This window comes from uncultured Butyricimonas sp. (genome assembly GCF_959596855.1).
GTDB classification, from domain to species: Bacteria; Bacteroidota; Bacteroidia; order Bacteroidales; family Marinifilaceae; genus Butyricimonas; species Butyricimonas muris.
On the sequence record NZ_CAUFYA010000003.1, the window covers coordinates 42,929 to 61,877 of the forward strand.

Sequence of the window (18,949 nt, forward strand, 5' to 3'; positions counted from 1 at the left end):
TTCGTCAACGATTGTGTAAAAATAGACATAATTCCGCTTAATACAAAAAAACAAGTAAGAAGTTATAGTATTTTCCCCAACACCCCATCTATCCTGACACACAACTACTATCCAAGTATTGCTCGCTTATTACCCCAAGGACGTTAAATACGAAACAACCGATACATACGCTAAGATTCGATACATGACAAGCAGTCACGAATTTCTCACAAATCACTATTTAAACAATTCCAGCTTGCAATTTCCAAAGTTTTGAATATTCACCATTGCATTTCATCAATTCGTGATGGGAACCTTGTTCTTTAAGTTTCCCATCTTTAAGCAAAAAAATCTCATCGGCATTTTTTATCGTACTAAGGCGATGAGCAATTAATATGATCGTTTTATTTTTACCACGCAAAACCTCTATCATATTTTTGATCATTTCCTCAGATTCTGAATCCAACGCTGATGTTGCCTCATCAAGAATCAATATCTCAGGATTTCGATACAAAGCCCTAGCAATAGCTATCCTTTGACGTTGCCCTCCGGACAACTGCATTCCATTCTCACCAATATATGTTTTAAGTCCTTGTGGCAATCTATCCGCAAAATCAGTTATACCTAAATCTTTACACAGACCATTTAATCGTTCCCAATCAGGCTCCAAATCATCAAGTAAAATATTACCAGCAATTGAACCATTAAATAGGTCTATACGTTGAGGAACAGCTATAATTACAGAACGTAAATCACTAGTACGGACATGCTTTATATTAATACCACCAACAGTAATTTTACCGGAAACAAGAGGGTAAAGATTCTGTATTAATGCTACAATCGTACTTTTACCGCTTCCACTTTCACCAACAATAGCACTGACTTTACCTGCAGGAAATTCAATATTGAAATGTTCGAAAATTATCTCTCGTGAACCATATCGAAACGTAATATCATGAAACACAATACTTCCACATGAAACACGAGAGAACGGGATTTTACATTGCTCATCGTCCTCCTGTTCTCTATCAAAAATTTCAAATAACCGTTCAGCTGCTATCTTTGTTTCTTGAAATACATTATTAACGTTCAACAAAGCAATTACCGGACTCATAAAATATCCTGTCAAAGAGTTGAACGACATTAGTTCCCCCGGTGTGATAACCCCATCAAGAACAAAAGAAGTACCTGACCAAAATAACACCATAGAAAAAAAACCTGAGAATAGCCCTGACGCAGCACCAAGATTTAAATCATACATTCCGGAATTCCAACCCGTACGTGTTAAAGTTACAAATTTCTCTTCTGTTTTTAAATTTGCATAATCTTCAATTCCAAAACGTTTAATAGTTCCGGCAGCATTGATGGTTTCAACGAGCTGGGACTGCATATCTGCCCCTTGTTCCATTATTTTCCGCTTAACCACTTTATTTACCTTGTTGTAAAAATAGTACATTACAAAATATACCGGAATGGAAACCAACATAATTAAAGCCAGTTTCCAATAATACGAAAACATTAAAGAAAATGAAACTAATACGGTAAATACATTTATTACAATTGACAGGAACGTTCCGTTTATAAAAGCATTGATTCGTGCAGCATCAACCATCCTTGAGAGAATTTCACCAGAACGCATCGAATCGAAAAACGATTGTGGCAATTTCAATAAATGTCGATAATACCCAAGCATTAATCGTGTATTCACCTGAATACCGGCATGCATCATCATTTTCGATCTCACGAAATTTATAAACACAGATAGCAATGTCGAAACAGTCAATATCACACAGATCAGATGTAACAGATTAAAATTGCGGTCAGGGATCACATAGTCTATTATTTTCTGAATACAGATTGCTGAAATTAAACCTATTGCCGTATATATTAACGAACCGAACAAAGCTTGAACAAACATCTTTCGATGCGGCTTGAATAAAAACCAAAATCGGGATATTATCGAAACTTTCTCATTTCGCTTCACAAAATCTTCATCAGGGACAAGCAGCAACAACATTCCAGTCCATATACATGAAAATTCTGTGATATTTTGAACGTTAACTTTTCCGACCGCCGGATCCATGATCCAAATTTTATCTTTAGATATTTTATATATGACAACAAAATGTAACAACCTACCATCAACTATAACATGTGCAATTGCTGGTAACGGAATTTTTTTTAGGCTTTGTATATTTACAATCTGCTTGCCTGCTTCCGTCTTATATGCCTTTACCCCTTTCGCCGCGAACCCCAACTTCTGGGCCGCTTCAACCATACCTAGAAAATTTGTGCCATAACGATCCGTATGAGCAATTTGACGGATTCTCGCTACTGGAATCTGAGATTCATAATATGCCGCAACCGAGGCCAAACAAGCGGCAGCACAATCAGTCACATCATGCTGTCTGACACAAACACCACGTTTCATGGCTTCAAATAAATTATTTGTTTACCAGTATCTATATACATTTGGCGGAAATAGCGAACGAACGCTAATGTAATTGTTTTTCGAGATTCATCAAAAATGCTCTCATCCTTAAACGTTCCAACAATACAATTTTTGAAAACATACCCGTTAATTTTTATCGTGTCAAATATCGGCCACTCACCCCCACGACTTTCACTTGTAGTAAACCCTCCGTCTATTATAGATGTAATTTCACCTAATTTTCCATCCAGTTTAGAGTGAAATTTTCCCGCCTCTCGTGAACTCCTAAAATAAGCGTTAATAATCACATCAGCAGAATCAATACCTTCATTTTTAGCATATCCCGTATCAAAAGTGAAGTTTTTGATCCAGTTGGAACCAATTTTCAAATCGACCTTCATTCCTTTATATTTTACAATTTTAAAAGGAATTTGAATCCAATCTTTCAAGCCATCAATAATAAAATTTGTGTTGGAAGTTTTCACCTTGAATTTTTCAAAATCAAACCACCAGTAAAATTGATTGATCACGTCACACCCGATAAAAGACAAACCCACCGTGGTATCAGCTAAAAATTTCACATTTTCTTTAAGCGGCGTATCAAATATTAGACTTGAAACAGGCTCCGTATAGTAGGAAAAATGCTTCTTGGCATATCCCTTCCATACTGCAAGCGCACTATCTCTCCTGTTCACTTTCAACCCGATTTTATTCAAATCCGGATCGGTAATCACAGAACCTCCAGAGCCGGTATCAAACATAAACCAATAATTGACCGAGTCTATCTTAATAGGAACAAGAATACTTCTATTTACACTATCAAATCGAAATTCAAGTTCCAACATCCTGGCATCTTGTGGATGTGAACGATTACAGCACACCATAAGTAGAACCAAAGCCATCATATTAAAGATTCTCATTCCTTTCATAATATTCTATATTACATTTAGTCCGACACCGGCCAACTGCATCGCACTGTTACTTTTTGCCCGGGACGACCATATACAACATGCGGCTGATGCATCCCACACTCCAATACAACATATCCCTGCTCTCCGATTATAGCTTCAAGCTCTACGGTATGATAACCTGTAGGCCCATCATCAACTAATGCAAGAACAGCCGCAACAGCTCCAATAGCTGTAAATATAACTCCAAGTATCGTCCAAGTAATTGGATCGAAACCTCCATTAACTTCAACAAGTTCCCGTTGGTTCATTTCTTCAACCTCGTAGGTTGTCATGTCAAATTTTTTCATAATCAATTTGTTTAAATTAGTACTACTCTATTTTAAAGGATTAACCCAATTTTCAACTTTATCGTAAAGCAAATCAATAATTCTACGTTGATTAACCACAAACCTACAATTCACATTCATTCCTCGCTTCAAATATCCTCTATAACCATTTTTAAGCTCTAGAAAATTTTCATTTACACTACAATATACTTTATAAAACACCCCTTGATAACTCACTATAGGATTCTCAGAAATCTCGATCAATACCCCATTCAACATACCCCATTGATTATAATTATAGGCATCTACCTGAATATTACATGGTAAACCGAGTCTTAACAGACCTACATCCTTTGAAGATACGTTACATTCAATACAAAACTCACTATCAGGCACGATTTCCATCAATTGTTGTCCCGATGATATTTTTAAGCCTTCAACCAATTTACTGGTATTTATACACACCCCACTAATCGGTGAACAAACAGTATATTTATAATCATTTTTCAAATCACTTATCGTGAAAATCGTATCTCCCTGCTTAACTTTTGCATTTTCGTAAATATCATGAATTTGCAACACCCCATCCGCTGGAGCTATTATAACATTTACTACCCCTCTATTTTGAACAGAACCTAAAGTTACGGTACCAACATCAATATATATGTAAAAAAATGACACGAACACCCCCACTAATGTAAAAATAATTGTATTATATAGAATATTTGAGCGTTTATCATGCTCATATATAATCCATTCATATGTCTGATCTACTACATCATATGGAAATATCCTCATAATAATCAAATTAATCTACTGTAAAATTAAATATTAATTTAACAATTCCGATGAATTGTACAAAAAAAAGTCACATTTTAACAATATAACCATACAATTCCGCCGTGGCGAAATTCGCAGCGGCGAAAATAATGTCATTACAGAGAACCCTATGAAATTTTACAACCGAGAGAAACAGCCTGCTTCACGCTCGACGACATGTAAAAAAAGCGGAGAACTTTCATTCTCCGCTTTCTCGCGGGTGGAAGACCGGGTTCGAACCGGCGACCTTCGGAACCACAATCCGACGCTCTAACCAACTGAGCTACATCCACCATTTTGCTTTTGCGCTGCAAAGATAGAACAACTTTCGTTTCTCGCAAAGAAAAAGCTACAAAAATTTTACCGTCGGAACTTAATTTTTCCCGTCTCGATCTCCCGGGCGGCATAGCACAGCTGCTCGTACCACTCCTCCCCGTATTTCGTGATCAAGGCATCTTTCAGGAACACGTACACCGGAACTCCCTCTCGCTCACCTTTTAACCTTGCACATGCACATATCGACCATTGATCGTAATTCATCGCCTCGTAATTCTGGTACTGCTTCACCCGTATCGGGTACAAGTGACACGAGATAGGTTTCCGGAAACTGCTCTCGCCCCGACTCCACGACTTCTCGATAGCACACCAGCAACTTCCACCCTCTTCTATCGCATAGGCACATTCTCGTCCCCCGATAAGCGGAGTCACCAAATCGCCCTCGACATCAATCGTCGAGAAACCTTGCACCTCCACGGCGGCAAGCCCTTCCGGCTTCATGTACGGGCGAATCTTCTCGTAATTCTCCCGAATCCGCTCCGCTTCCCTCTCTTCCAATGGAGCCCCGGAATCCCCTTCCACGCAACAAGCTCCTTTGCATACTGCCAAATCACAACAAAACTTCTTCTCGAAAATATCGAGGCTTATAATCGTATCCCCTATCTGTATCATGTGCTAATTGAAAATTGAAAATGCAAAATTGAAAATGTTTTTTCAAAGTTACAATAATCTCTCCCTTATTTCTCTCGTGTTTAAGTAGAGTTTAGTTAAATAACATGTATTATTATTTTATATTCTTTATACTTGCCTTATACCATCTCCTATTCAACTCCCATTCATCTCCTATTCAAAGCCTATTTTAAAGGTGTGAAAATAGTATTTTAATTGAAATTGAATAAAATTTAATAAGACGAAAATACATCGTATTATCTATTTCAAAAACAATAAAATAATGAAACACACCCGAAACTCTCCTCGAAAAAAGGAGAAAAAACACCCTATCGGTCAACGTACCGACTGAAAATAAACAAGGGAGGCAGTCAACACATACGCTAACTTACCTCCCCTTCCACTAGTTGCAAAAATGGAATTCGATATACTTAAACTAATAAGGATTTACCCGTCATTTCCTTAGGCTGGGGAAGTCCCATGATAGCCAGCACGGTGGGTGCAACATCTGCCAACACTCCATCCCGCAAATGGTCGCATTTCGAATCGGTCACCCAGATACACGGCACGGGGTTCAGCGAGTGTGCCGTGTTGGGCGTCCCATCCTCGTTCACGGCATGGTCGGCATTCCCATGGTCGGCAATAATAAGCACGTCGTAGCCGTTGGCACGGGCGGCAGCGACTGTTTTTCCCACGCACTCATCCACCGTGGCAACAGCTTTTTGTATTGCCTCGTACACACCCGTGTGTCCCACCATGTCACCGTTAGCGTAATTCAAACAAATGAAATCAACCTCTCCTTGGTTTAACACCTCCACGATCTTCTCCGTCACGGCAGGAGCGGACATCTCGGGTTGCAGGTCATAAGTCGCCACTTTTGGAGAAGGCACCAGAATACGGGATTCTCCCTCGAAAGGTTCCTCCCGCCCGCCATTGAGGAAGAAGGTCACGTGCGCGTATTTCTCCGTTTCGGCGATGCGCAATTGCTTCAACCCTTGGGCGGATATATATTCCCCGATCGTGTTCACCACGTTGTCTTTATCGAAAAGGATATGCAATCCCTTAAATTTAGCATCGTAAGGAGTCATCGTGCAATAATGCAACGGCAGGGTTTTCATACCGTATTCCGGCATATCTTCCTGAGTCAACACGATAGTCAACTCCTTTGCCCGGTCGTTGCGGAAGTTAAAGAAGATCACGGCATCCCCCTCTTGTATCGTGCCTAACGGTTTACCCGCCTCGTCAACGCACACGATCGGTTTCACGAACTCGTCGGTTACCCCCGCGTCATAGGAAGCCTGCATGGCTGCCGCGGGATCGGTTGCCGGGGTTCCCACGCCTTTCACGATCAAATCGTAAGCCTCTTTCACGCGTTCCCAACGTTTGTCCCTGTCCATGGCGTAATAGCGCCCGATGATAGAAGCGATCCGCCCGCCGGATTGTTTCGTGTGATTCTCCAATTCCTCGATAAAACCTTTCCCGCTCTTGGGATCGGTGTCGCGTCCGTCCATAAAACAATGAACGAAAGTCTTCTCCACCCCGAACTCTTTTGCCAAATCACAAAGGGCAAAAAGGTGATCTAAAGAGCTATGCACGCCCCCATTGGATACCAAACCCATGAAATGCATCTGCTTCCCGTGCTTGCGAGCGTAAGTGAACGCTTTCACGATCTCCGGATTCTGGGCGATAGAATGGTCACGGCAAGCCCGGTTAATTTTCACCAAGTCTTGATAGACAACCCGTCCCGCACCGATATTCAAATGTCCCACCTCGGAATTTCCCATTTGCCCGTCCGGCAAACCTACATTTTCTCCGCTCGTGTAAAGTAACGAACGAGGATTCCGACTCGTCAATCCCGTGATATTCGGCGTGGGAGTACTCCCGATAGCGTCTGAATGGTCGTGCTTACCAATACCCCAACCATCCAATATCATCAATAATACTTTTTTCATATCTATTTTATTTATTCTTGTTTTCAACTTCTAAACGGAGAGCAAAGTTAAATGATAATATTCAGTTTATCGCCTTATTTTCAGGGAAAATCAACGAAAACGTTTGTCATGACAAAAAAATAATCGATATTTTTATAGTACTATGTATTGCATAATACTATTTTTTATTTATATCTTTGCCATGCAAAACTAAACAAATCAAGATATGAATATCGAGAACACGCAGGCTCAAATGAGAAAAGGGATTCTGGAGTATTGTATCTTGCTGATAATCTCGCAAAGGGACGCTTACGTTCCGGACATCATCAGCAGGTTGAAATCCTCCCGGATGATCGTTGTCGAAGGCACGATATATCCCTTGTTGACCCGTTTAAAAAACACGGGTTTGCTTTCATATCGCTGGGAAGAATCACAACAAGGTCCACCCCGCAAGTATTACAGTATCACGGAAAAAGGACGGGAATTTCTCAAAGAACTGGAAAACTCTTGGAATGAACTGACCTCCGCCGTGGACAGTATCAAGGAAAACCCTAACAACTAAATTTTAAATCATGAAAAAGACTTATACAATCAATCTAAGCGGGAAGATTTTCCACATTGATGATGATGCTCTGGATAAATTGCAAACATACATCAACACGCTCAAGACGCATTACTCCCGTGAAGAAGACGGCAACGAGATCATGGAAGATATCGAGAACCGTATCGGGGAATTGTTCACGGAATACCTGAAAGGACAATACCGGGAAGTGGTTACCATCGACGACGTGGAACAAGTGATTGCCACCATGGGCGCCCCGAATGATATCATAGATGAAGACGAAGAACCACAAAAGCCCGCAACACCAAAGCAAACCAAAAAACTATACCGTGATCCGGACAATCGCGTGTTCGGGGGTGTTGCCGGGGGAATGGCAGCTTACTGGGGTATATCGCCCCTGCTGCTTCGGGTATGTTTTATCATCATGACGTTCTATTACGGGATATTCTTTATCGTGTACATTATCCTGTGGATTGCCGTGCCCAAGGCAAAAACATCCAAGCAAAAACTGGAAATGAAAGGAGAGGACATCAATGTTTCCAATATAGAGCGTTCTATCAAGGAAGAATATCAAGAAGTCAAACACGGCAAAGGTGCCAAATACGCTAACCGTGTCGGCGAAGGCTTCTCGGACGCGATGCTCATCGTGGGGAAGGTGCTCGCTATCATCATCGGGATAGGACTTTTTTGCGGGGGTACATTTTTCTTATTTTGCCTGCTCTCCGCCTTGTTCTTACCTCATTGGTTCCCGTGGGGAGAAAGTTACATGGGAATAACTTACGCGCTCTCGCCCACCAGTCTTATACTGGGCAAAATCGGCATACTTTTCCTTTTTGGAATTCCTATAATCATGATCATTTTCACGGCGATCAAATTGTTGTTCTCCTTCAAGAGCAACAACAAGGCGATCGCCTTTTCTGCCCTAGGCTTATGGCTTGCCAGTCTGACATTGCTTATTATCGTCGCCATCAGCGAGGGAACGACATGGACTCCCCGCACGAACACTTACGAGGAAACTATTCAGCCGGGCAAATGTGAAACGCTCACGATTCAAGTGGATAAACGACATATCGTACCTAAGGACTTCTACCGGAACAGAGGAGTGCTGCAACTGCACGAGGGTAATTTGTTCTCTCCCTACTTTGCCATCCGCCCCTCGCACGGCAACACGGCAAGTATTGTCATCCGGTACTCCACGCACGAGAACAACCCGCAAAAGGAAAACATTACTTTCGATTACAAGTACACCAACGACACGTTACGATTCGACAATTACGCCCAATTGAACAGTAAATGGAGAGCACAGAACGTGGATATCACGGTTTATCTCCCCGAGGGTACAAAAATACGGTTCACCCCGGAAGCGGTGAATCATTTAAGCAAGCGTAGACACGCGGCTTACCCTTTATATTCTGAACTAAACGACCATAAATCATTATTCATCATGCAAGACGGAGAAATTAGACCTCTCCTGTAAAAAGAAGCGGCAGACCTTTATCCCTTTGGTCTGCCGCTCTATCTCGTTCTCAAATTATAAGCACTTATTTAAAATACACATCATCAAGGATACATCTATTTATTATTTTCATAAATTTGCCTACAGAAGAGGTATTTGATCTATAAATCCACTTACAGATTTATAGATTGTGGCGCATGATTTTTGTTAAACACTTTAAACTTTCAATTATGAAAACAAAACTTACGCTCATCTGGATAGGCATTATCACCTTGAATTTCTCGTGCAAAAATGACATGACTACAAGCGAGAAAAATAGAATTAACACGGAAGAATGGATTCCGGCGTACACTAAACTTCCACAACCTGTTAACGTAGATGATAGAACCATGTATTGTTTTCGAGTTGAAAACAGTCGTTCAAATTTAGAAAAATCAGTTCAAGAAGAAATAATTCTTTCCATATACGATAAGGAAAATGTTTTTCCCGAATATTTTGGCGGACAATACCGTTCAGAAGAAAAAACATACGTTTTACTTACAGACACCTCCGAGCAAGTTAAAAAAGAGTACATGGAATTATGCCAAGTTACACCTGACGATGTAATTTTCAAACCTTGTACTTATTCTTTTAACGAACTTCTTCGCTTGTGGCATAAATTAGAAGCAATGCCTACTGTAAAAAATAATAAAGACATTTTCCCGATTTTCATAAGACAAGCGACAAATTGCGTGTTGGTAGTATTTGATGGAGAAAAGGACGAAAGTAAAATCCAATGGTTCAAATCGGAAATCATTGATTCTCCCATGATCAAATTCAATTTTTTACAGGATATAAGGAAAGAAAGTGCAAACAAAGCTGGTACGCCTAAAATGTGTGCCAATAAATTACAAAACGATTATGTCACAACCGGACAAAATTTTTTAACAGAAGATCTCCGCGAAGGAAGAATCGGTTTTAAAGGATATCTCCGATATTCAGGTTCAGAAACACATCAACACGGATTTATTACAGCTGCACACGTTTTCAGATTTGAGAACCTTGATTATTCCCTTTATCAAGCACACAGTTTTGATCTGCCAGAAGAAAATCGTTTTGCAACTTCTGTTTACCTTAATCCAAGATACGATGTCGCTTTTTGTAAACTAGATCCAGGTATTACACTATACACAAACCATAATCCTAAGATTGTTGAAATAAGAGGAGATGAACTTTCAAATATTATCGTACATATTGAAGATAAACAATTATCGGCAAGCACTTATGGCGGAGAACACCCAACAATTAGGATAGATAATTGTCCAGTTCAAGGTGTTGCACTTTGCTATCTCCAGACAGAAACAAGTTTACAACGAGGCGACAGCGGCACCCTTGTAACAGATACAGAAAATAATATCGTGGGAATAGCCCTTGCCATTGAGCCAAATTCTAAATGTTTCTATATAGCCCAAGCTTACAAATTTTGGGGTGCCCTTGATTTAAAACTTAAACCGTAATCAAAACAGTCAAACATGAAAAACAAACTCACGCTCATTTGGATGTGTATTCTTGTCTTATGTGCCTCATGTGAAAACGGGAAAAGCACGATAAGCGAGAAAGATAAATTCAAGATTCCTGAAGATGCATGGACGAAAAAGATTGGAACGTGGATAATGGGATATGAAAGATACTCTTCTCCTAATGAAGTTTGTAGAATTATTCATTGTTATCGCACCCAGTTTTATCCTTTGGGCGAAAAGACAAAACCAACACCACACATCTATCCTGAATATTATGGAGGTATACTTCGTTTAAAAAAAGACAACACGAAAAAGGTCGTTTTTCTCACAGATACGACGAAACAAACCATTGACAAATTCGTCCAATTGTGTCAAATCACATCCGATGACATATCCTATCAACTATGCACCTACTCCCTTAATGAACTCTCGCAAGTAACTACACAATTACGAGAGAATATTGATTCATTAACTAAAACTTTAGGTGTCAGCAGTATTCGTTATTCCGTCAAAGACAATCGAGTTTTTGTGTATTTTCTCGGCAATCGGGATGAACACAAAATACAACGCTTCAAAACAGAAGTATTGGATTCTCCCATGCTTATATTCCGATTCAAATCAGATCCAAGAATTCAGCCAATCAAATCAGAACTAGAATACGTTACAGGCTCCCGTGATATTGTTATTGACGAAAACGGAGAAGGACAACTCGTCTGGACAGAAACGCACCATCACTTTCCTAACAACTAACAAAACAAGGCGGAGTTTTTTGATTCTCCGCCTTGTTTTTTCTATTTCTTGCTATCAATGTCTTTCAACAATTCTTCGACTGCTTTCTTCAACTGCTCGTCTTCACCCTTGATAATCTTTTCGGGCGAATTGGCAATCTTCACATCCGGTTCCAATTGCTGGTTTTCGAGGTAACTTCCGTCAGCCAAGCGATAGCCCACGATAGGAATACCGAAATACAGCGTGGGGTCTTGCAGAAATTCCCATGACACACTGGTCATTGTCCCGGGAACAGGCATTCCCACTACGCGTCCCAAGCCTTGATGCTTGTACACCCAAGGCGTGCCGTGCGCATTCGAGTAGTTCGCCTCGCAAGTCAGCATGATTGACGGTTTATTCCAACGGCGGCTCGGCATGTCACAAGCCTCCCGACCGCGAACCACTTGCGTGAAATATTTCTTACCGCTGAACAGAATTTCGATATCCTCGTGCAGGCGTCCGCCTCCGTTAAAGCGCGTATCGATAACAATACCTTCCCGGTCATTGTATTTACCGAGGATATCGGAATACACGGCGCGGAAACTCGGGTCGTCCATGCTGGAAATATGCACGTATCCCAACCGTCCGCCGGAAAGGCGTTCCACGTCGGCAGCCCGCTGTTTCACCCAACGCCTGTAAAGCAAAGCGTTGAGAGCGGATTTATTAATCGGGATAACAATCTCATCCCAATGGGTTTTCGTCGCGGGGTCATAGACTGACACCAACGTACGCTTGCCCGACTTGTTATTCAGCAAAGGATAATAATCCGCACCCGCTTTCACTTCCTCACCGTCTATTTTCTCGATAATCATCCCGGCTTTCACCTTGGAACGGGCGTTGTCGAAAGGTCCTTTCTCTATCACCTCGTCAATCAGCAAACCGTCTTTCCCGTAATCCGTGTTCAGGAGCAATCCCAGTTCTGCCGTGGCGTCACCCTCCAAACGGGCAAAATAACCGGAACCCGTGTGCGACACGTTCAACTCTCCCAACAATTCGCTCAACATTTCCGAGAAATCGTAGTTGTTATTAATATACGGTAAAAACTTCTCGTACTCCTTCGTCATTTTCGCCCAATCCACGCCGTGCATATCCTTCACGTAAAAACGCTTTGCCTCTTGAAGGCGTACCCGGTTGAACATATACGCCCGCTCTGCCGCCAAGTCCATTTTCATCTCGGCAACGTAAGAAACAGGCGTCCTCTTCTCGGAAGCCAGATTGATTTTTTGCATTCCCCGGCTACCCAACAAGAACAAGTCTTTGCCGTCCTTATCCGTTTCGAGGGAAGCCCAACCGCTGTTCAACTTGTGCATGACACGCGTACTTCTTGCCCGCAGGTCGCTCACCCACAAATCATACCCGCCCTCGAAAGACGACATATAATACAATTTGTCCCCCGCTTTGTTCAAAATAGCATCACCCAGAGAGGATGAATTTGGTGTCAGCCGCATCACCCGGTCTTCAATGCCTTTCAGTTCCACGACAATGTCTTTCTTCTCTTTTTTGTCTGCTTTGGCATCCTCATTTTTATCCTCTTTCTTCTCTTTCGCCCCGGCTGCCGCCAACAGCTTCTCCTCCTCTTTCATCAACTCGTAACTCTCTTTGCTCAAGCGGAATTTGTCGTAAGCCTCCTGATTCATGAAGACAATCATCACATCCTGCAACGAACCCCATGAAGCGTGATTACGCATCCCGTAACGCTCGCTGGCAAAAAGGATGGCATTCCCGTCCAGCACCCAACGGGGATTACTGTCAAAATAACCGCTATTCGTCAAGTTAATCGTTTCGCCACTCCCGTCCGCTTTCACGATAGCGATATCACTATACGGGTCATGCCGGTTACCGATAATCTCCACGGCAAACCATTTGCCGTCGGGCGACCACGTGTAAGTAAAACCGTCACCCGTGCGGTACTGGTATTTATCGTCCGCAACTTGTCTGACCTTCTTGGTCTTCACGTCCATCACCATCAGTTTCGTGCGGTCTTCGATAAACGCCAATTCTTTGCCGTCCGGGGAGAATTGCGGGGCAAAACGCTCTTTTGTCGAAGCGGGCAACAAGGCCTCTTCCTCTATCAACGTCGCGTTGGGGAAATTAGCTTCCCCGTCACGGGCTATCTTGGCAGTGTAGATATTCCAGACTCCATCCCGTTCGCTGGCATAAGCTATCGTCCGGTTGTCCGGGGCGAAACTCAACCATTTCTCCTGCTCCGGGGTATCCGTGACCTGCTTAGTGGTCGTGTAATCGGACGAAGTCACGAACACGTTGCCCCGAATAATCATCGCCACCTGTTTCCCGTCCGGGGATACCGCCGCGCTTGTCGCACCTGAGGTAAAGCGCAAAGAAGCAACATTATTCTTTCCCTCGTCGCCAATAATATCGACTTTCACTTTCTTGGGATTTCCTTGAACATCCTTCACGTATATCTCGCCGTCGTACCCGAAACAAAGACGACCGTTGTCGGCAATACTCAGGAAACGAACCGGATGCGTTTTAAAAGATGTCACCGCTTTCACGTCGGCAGGATTAGCCAGAGGGAAAGAATACACGTTGAAAGAACCACCCCTTTCGCTCAGGAAGTAGACGGTTTGCCGGTCGGGTGACAAGACGGGGGAACGGTCTTCACCCGCACGTTCTATCAGCCGCGTATGTTTACCGCTCTTTATATCATAACGATAAATATCCCGGGTAATCGAAGAGGTATGGTGTTTCCGCCATTCATTCTCCCCACCCTTGCAATCATGATACAAGAACATATCACCGGATTTCGAGAAACAGACCGCTTCCGCCGGGGTTGCCAACACTTGACGGGGACGTCCCCCTTCAACCGGAATGGCATATAGCTCTGTCAACGAGCCACTGGGGAACAGGGCACTTTGTGCCGGGTCTTGAAGTTGCGCCCCGTAAACAATCTCTTTCCCGTCGGGGGTAAAGGTATAAGGTATCTCGCGCGAGGAATTAGTCGTAACCCGACGAGCCTCTCCACCGCGGGCAGGCATCACGAAAATATCGAAATTCCCGAAACGGTCGCTCGTGAAGGCTATCTGCTTCCCGTCAGGCGACCAAACGGGATGGGATTCATGTGCCGGATGAGTGGTCAACTGTCTAGCCTCCCCGCCATCCGAGGACACGACGTAAATATCCCCTTTGTAACTAAACACAATCTGCTTCCCGTCAGGCGAAATCTTCGGGTAACGCATCCAAAGCGGTCCCGCCTGTACAATGAAGCCTGCTAATAAAAAAGTAATGGTCAATACGAATTTATTCATCCTTCATCTATTTTGATTTAAACTTATCTTAATGGATTGATTCGGGTGTCTTTCAACCACGAGAAATGAGCGAAGTCCGCTCCTTGGATAATCGCCAAACCTTTGCCGCTTTTACGAGAATAACAATCCTTTATCTTTACCAGTATATCGTCACCCTCCTGCCACTCGACTTCATCCCGGACAAAATCGGCTACAATCATTCCCCCGTAAAACTCAAGACACGGTATTTCTTTTATTTCTCCCCCGGTGTCCACGACATCCGTGACCTGCCCCTCTTCCAACACCACGTACCCGTTACGCGTTAATTCAAAACCGGGTAACAATATATAATTAGCTGCTATCTTTCTGAGATTCATCTTTTCATTTTCTTGCATTCGGTCTTTCCCGTTTGGGCAAATTGGCTTTGGAAGCCGCCTTCATCATCTCTTCTCTCTGCTTGTATTCCTCTTCCAATTGTTTCTTTTTGTTGTCCCCCACGTACACCCGGTTCAAGCGGGTTTTCGTCACCCAACCGTCAATTTCCTTGGTTTTTACTTTCGCGTTTTTAACATCCTTGGTATCTACAATCTTCACAACCAATTTATTGTACATGGAATCCTTCACGTAGTGTTCCCATTTATATTCCCGACTCCGGATAGTATCATACGTGGAAACAGGGACATCCATCACTTTCAGCGTATCGTTACCGGCAGAAAGAAAATAAGATTCTATCTTGGCACTTCTGCCCTGCACGCGCTTATTCCATTTTAATGTCGTGAAGAAATGATACATGCCGGGGACAATACTATCCACCTCAATCAATATGAATTGATTCCGTTTATCGAAATGCACTGTGTCCGCTTCCACTACCCGCTCCCCGTAAACGATTGAATCTTTCTTGGGCGCCCCGACACGGGTGGAGTCCGGTCGTAGAGTATCGGCAACAATCATCGTGTAGCCCGGGAATAAATTCACCGTGTCATTTTTGGTGAACTGGCTCAACAAGCGCATCTTCTGAGTCTGCCGCCGACTAAGTGTGTCGATAACGGCGTCGTATATCCTGTTGAATTCCGTGGAATTTCTCGTGTAATAATTCAGGCAGGAATCGAAATCCGCACGGGTAATCCCGTATTTCTTGAACAAATCGTTATAGTACAAATAATTATCTTTTTCATTACGACGTTCGAATTTGGCTACTTCCAATGCCCCGTCTGCCATATGCATATCTATCAACAGAGCCGTAAACTGGTTTTTATTTAACGCTACCTCTTTCGAACAGGCGATTACAGAAACGGCAATCATGAATACCCATACAATATGCTTCATATCTCTCTTTATTTTTAGCATTTTCGTCTTAATTTTTCCCGTACCATTTTGTTTAGTTTCGAAGAGAAGAGAAATTCGTTCAGCGCCTTGTTATCAGAGTACATAATGTTCTCGTTTGTACCTTCCCATTCCTTATGTCCCTCGTGGATAAACAAGACTTTCTCCCCGATCTCGAATACCGAGTTCATATCATGCGTGTTGATTACGGTTGTCATATTATACTCGTGCGTAATCTCCGATAACAGGTTATCGATCACGATCGATGTCAAAGGGTCTAACCCGGAATTAGGCTCATCACAGAACAAATACTTCGGCTGCAACACGATAGCTCTCGCTATGGCAACCCGTTTCTTCATACCACCACTGATCTCTGCCGGGTACAAATTTTCCACGTTCTCCAGATTCACGCGCTTCAAACAAAATATAGCGCGTTCTATCTTTTCCTTTTCCGACATCGCGGAGAACAGATTCAGCGGGAACTTCACGTTTTCCAACACGGTTAGCGAGTCAAACAACGCCCCTCCTTGAAACACGACTCCCAACTCTTTCCTGATTTCTTTCAACTGTTTGGAATTCATCACCGTGATATCCCGATTGTCATACAGAATCCTCCCGGCATCAATAGTATGCAGCCCAATCAGAGATTTCAACAACACCGTCTTCCCCGAACCGCTCTTCCCGATAATCATATTTACCTTACCCGGCTCGAACACGGCATTGATATCCGACAATACCTCTTTCTTATCAAATGATTTACATACTCCTTCCGCCTGTATCATTACAACAATATTTTGGTTAATATCACGTTCACAAGCAAAATGGCGATACTACTATCTACCACCGCTTTCGTGCTTGCCTTACCGACTTCCAAGGCTCCGCCTTGCACGCTATACCCGTAAAATGCCGGTATAGAGGTAAATATCACGGCGAAGAACAACGTTTTTATAATGGAATAAGTCACATAATAAGGATTAAACGAGAAATGCAGCCCGTGGATATAGTCATCGTAATTGACAACCCCGGTAGCGATACCCGAAGCGATACCCCCGATAATCCCGATAAAAACACTGAATATATAAAGTATCGGATTCACCACCAATGCCGCCGCGATTTTAGGTCCCACGAGATAAGACACGGTATTCACTCCCATCACTTCCAACGCCTCTATCTGTTCCGTGATCTTCATACTCCCGATCTCGGAAGCGATATTACTCCCGATCTTTCCCGCGAGTATCAAACTCACAATCGTGGAGGAAAACTCCAGTAACAAAGTTTCCCGCGTCAAGTATCCAATCAAGTAACGGGGCAACAAAGGACTGGACATATTGTAGGCCGTCTGCAATGTCAACACGACCCCGATAAAAAAAGAAATAATAGCGACCAACACGATTGAATTCAGTCCCAGTTTTTCCAACTCGTTGACTAATTCCTTCAGGTACACTCTCTTCTTTTCGGGCTTGGTAAAAATTCGCCCCATAAATAATATGTACTCCCCTATCCTGTTTAAAGCTTTCATCGGCATTAACTCCTTATATAAGACCCACCTGAATCTCCTTCTTCAAATTTTATCGTAAAAATAGAAATTATTCACGGATTTATTACTAATTTCGACAACAATAAGATGAAATTTAATTTTAAACTTATAACTAGAAATGAACAAAAACTCGTATTGCGTTATTATGGCCGGAGGATTGGGAAAGCGCTTTTGGCCCGTGAGCACCAAGGCTTGCCCGAAACAATTTTGTGACATTCTGAACGTTGGGAAAAGCTTCCTTCGCCAAACATTCGAACGAGCAAACCAGATCTTTGATACCCAAAACATCTTCATCGTAACGGGTGTAGCCTATGAAGACCTAACCAAAGAACAGATCCCGGAGATTCCAACCGAAAATATCCTCAAAGAACCGTTTGGTAAAAATACCGCCCCGTGTATCGCTTACGCTGCCTACCGGATAGCCCGTATTAACCCGAACGCCAACATGGTTGTTGTCCCTTCCGACCATTTTATCAGTAATGACCTCGTGTATATTGATAATATCCAGAAAGGACTCTCCTTTATCGAGCAATTCGGGGGCTTACTTACAATCGGTATCAAACCCACCAGACCGGAAACTGGGTACGGTTACATTCAGATCAAGAAAAACAAATTCTCCGAATTCATTTCCAAAGTTAAGACTTTCACCGAGAAACCGGATATCGAACTTGCAAAAGTCTTTTTGGAATCCGGGGACTTCCTGTGGAATGCCGGAATATTCGTGTGGAAAGTAAAAGATATTATCGGGGAATTTAAAACTTACTTGGAAGACATTTACCTGCTGTTCGAGCAAGAATACAAGAACGCGGAGAATCCGGATTCACAAGAGAACATATCACATATTTACAGCCAGTGCCGGAATATTTCCATCGACTTCGGCATCATGGAAAAATCTTCGAAAGTATATGTTATGAAAGGGGAATTCGGTTGGTCTGACGTGGGAACATGGCATTCGTTCCACGAAATCAGCCCGAAAGACGAAAACGATAACGTATCCAATAGCGAACACGTGCTATTCACGGATTCCAAAGGGTGTATCGTTAATGTCCCCCGCGACAAGAAAGTGATTATCGAAGGCATCGAGAATATTATCATTGCCGAAAACAAAGACGTACTCATGATTTGTCATCGGGAGCATGAAGACAATATCCGGCATTTTGATGATATGCTGAAACATACAAAAAAGGAGCTTTAGAAAAAGCTCCTTTTTTTATATC

General features: G+C 42.6%; 16 protein-coding genes and 1 tRNA gene. 5 read left to right on the plus strand and 12 right to left on the minus strand.

The window, feature by feature from the left end; all coding sequences use genetic code 11:
- Positions 1 to 220 precede the first annotated feature (220 nt).
- From Q5866_RS02215 to gpmI, 7 genes are all read right to left on the minus strand, one after another.
- Complete coding sequence (locus Q5866_RS02215; RefSeq protein ID WP_303178508.1) at positions 221 to 2,410, minus strand: peptidase domain-containing ABC transporter; 2,190 nt, start codon at positions 2,408 to 2,410, stop codon at positions 221 to 223.
- A complete protein-coding gene (locus tag Q5866_RS02220) occupies positions 2,407 to 3,339 on the minus strand; it encodes a retropepsin-like aspartic protease (RefSeq protein WP_303178510.1) in 933 nt (310 codons plus the stop codon). The genes Q5866_RS02215 and Q5866_RS02220 overlap by 4 nt, the downstream gene beginning before the upstream one ends.
- A gap of 17 nt (positions 3,340 to 3,356) precedes the next feature.
- Positions 3,357 to 3,668 carry a class IIb bacteriocin, lactobin A/cerein 7B family gene (locus Q5866_RS02225; RefSeq protein ID WP_303178511.1) on the minus strand — a complete coding sequence of 104 codons (312 nt, stop codon included), beginning with the start codon at positions 3,666 to 3,668 and terminating at the stop codon, positions 3,357 to 3,359.
- A gap of 27 nt (positions 3,669 to 3,695) precedes the next feature.
- Positions 3,696 to 4,445 carry an HlyD family efflux transporter periplasmic adaptor subunit gene (locus tag Q5866_RS02230; RefSeq protein ID WP_303178513.1) on the minus strand — a complete coding sequence of 250 codons (750 nt, stop codon included), beginning with the start codon at positions 4,443 to 4,445 and terminating at the stop codon, positions 3,696 to 3,698.
- A 239-nt stretch (positions 4,446 to 4,684) separates the two neighbouring features.
- Positions 4,685 to 4,760, minus strand: a tRNA-His gene (locus tag Q5866_RS02235).
- A 66-nt stretch (positions 4,761 to 4,826) separates the two neighbouring features.
- The gene (locus Q5866_RS02240; RefSeq protein ID WP_303178514.1) at positions 4,827 to 5,414 is read right to left on the minus strand and encodes a DUF3109 family protein; all 588 of its coding nucleotides are present in this window, start codon (positions 5,412 to 5,414) and stop codon (positions 4,827 to 4,829) included.
- Between the two features lie 428 nt (positions 5,415 to 5,842).
- A complete protein-coding gene (gene gpmI / locus Q5866_RS02245) occupies positions 5,843 to 7,363 on the minus strand; it encodes a 2,3-bisphosphoglycerate-independent phosphoglycerate mutase (RefSeq protein ID WP_303178516.1) in 1,521 nt (506 codons plus the stop codon).
- 205 nt (positions 7,364 to 7,568) lie between these two features.
- On the opposite strand from gpmI, the gene Q5866_RS02250 reads away from it, so the two are divergent.
- From Q5866_RS02250 to Q5866_RS02265, 4 genes are all read left to right on the plus strand, one after another.
- Positions 7,569 to 7,904: a PadR family transcriptional regulator gene (locus tag Q5866_RS02250; RefSeq protein WP_099291111.1), complete on the plus strand. Its 336-nt coding sequence runs from the start codon at positions 7,569 to 7,571 to the stop codon at positions 7,902 to 7,904.
- A gap of 10 nt (positions 7,905 to 7,914) precedes the next feature.
- Positions 7,915 to 9,381, plus strand: a complete 1,467-nt coding sequence (locus Q5866_RS02255; protein ID WP_303178518.1) for a PspC domain-containing protein — start codon at positions 7,915 to 7,917, stop codon at positions 9,379 to 9,381.
- A gap of 209 nt (positions 9,382 to 9,590) precedes the next feature.
- Positions 9,591 to 10,856 carry a trypsin-like peptidase domain-containing protein gene (locus Q5866_RS02260; protein ID WP_186974702.1) on the plus strand — a complete coding sequence of 422 codons (1,266 nt, stop codon included), beginning with the start codon at positions 9,591 to 9,593 and terminating at the stop codon, positions 10,854 to 10,856.
- 15 nt (positions 10,857 to 10,871) lie between these two features.
- A complete protein-coding gene (locus tag Q5866_RS02265) occupies positions 10,872 to 11,609 on the plus strand; it encodes a hypothetical protein (protein ID WP_186974703.1) in 738 nt (245 codons plus the stop codon).
- Between the two features lie 41 nt (positions 11,610 to 11,650).
- Here Q5866_RS02265 and Q5866_RS02270 read toward each other — a convergent pair whose 3' ends face one another.
- The 5 genes from Q5866_RS02270 to Q5866_RS02290 are packed head-to-tail and all read right to left on the minus strand — an operon-like array spanning position 11,651 to position 17,714.
- Complete coding sequence (locus tag Q5866_RS02270) at positions 11,651 to 14,893, minus strand: S41 family peptidase (protein WP_303178520.1); 3,243 nt, start codon at positions 14,891 to 14,893, stop codon at positions 11,651 to 11,653.
- Positions 14,894 to 14,916: 23 nt separating this feature from the next.
- Complete coding sequence (locus Q5866_RS02275; RefSeq protein WP_303178521.1) at positions 14,917 to 15,249, minus strand: hypothetical protein; 333 nt, start codon at positions 15,247 to 15,249, stop codon at positions 14,917 to 14,919.
- Between the two features lie 4 nt (positions 15,250 to 15,253).
- Complete coding sequence (locus tag Q5866_RS02280; RefSeq protein ID WP_303178523.1) at positions 15,254 to 16,198, minus strand: DUF4296 domain-containing protein; 945 nt, start codon at positions 16,196 to 16,198, stop codon at positions 15,254 to 15,256.
- Between the two features lie 14 nt (positions 16,199 to 16,212).
- Complete coding sequence (locus Q5866_RS02285) at positions 16,213 to 16,977, minus strand: ABC transporter ATP-binding protein (protein WP_303178525.1); 765 nt, start codon at positions 16,975 to 16,977, stop codon at positions 16,213 to 16,215.
- On the minus strand, positions 16,977 to 17,714 hold the full coding sequence (locus tag Q5866_RS02290; protein ID WP_099291841.1) for an ABC transporter permease: 738 nt from the start codon (positions 17,712 to 17,714) through the stop codon (positions 16,977 to 16,979). Before Q5866_RS02290 ends, Q5866_RS02285 begins: the two co-directional genes overlap by 1 nt.
- A gap of 136 nt (positions 17,715 to 17,850) precedes the next feature.
- Between Q5866_RS02290 and Q5866_RS02295 the strand changes: the two genes are divergently transcribed.
- Positions 17,851 to 18,927 (plus strand): mannose-1-phosphate guanylyltransferase, encoded by a 1,077-nt coding sequence (locus Q5866_RS02295; protein ID WP_099291116.1) that lies wholly within the window; start codon positions 17,851 to 17,853, stop codon positions 18,925 to 18,927.
- Positions 18,928 to 18,949: the final 22 nt, after the last annotated feature.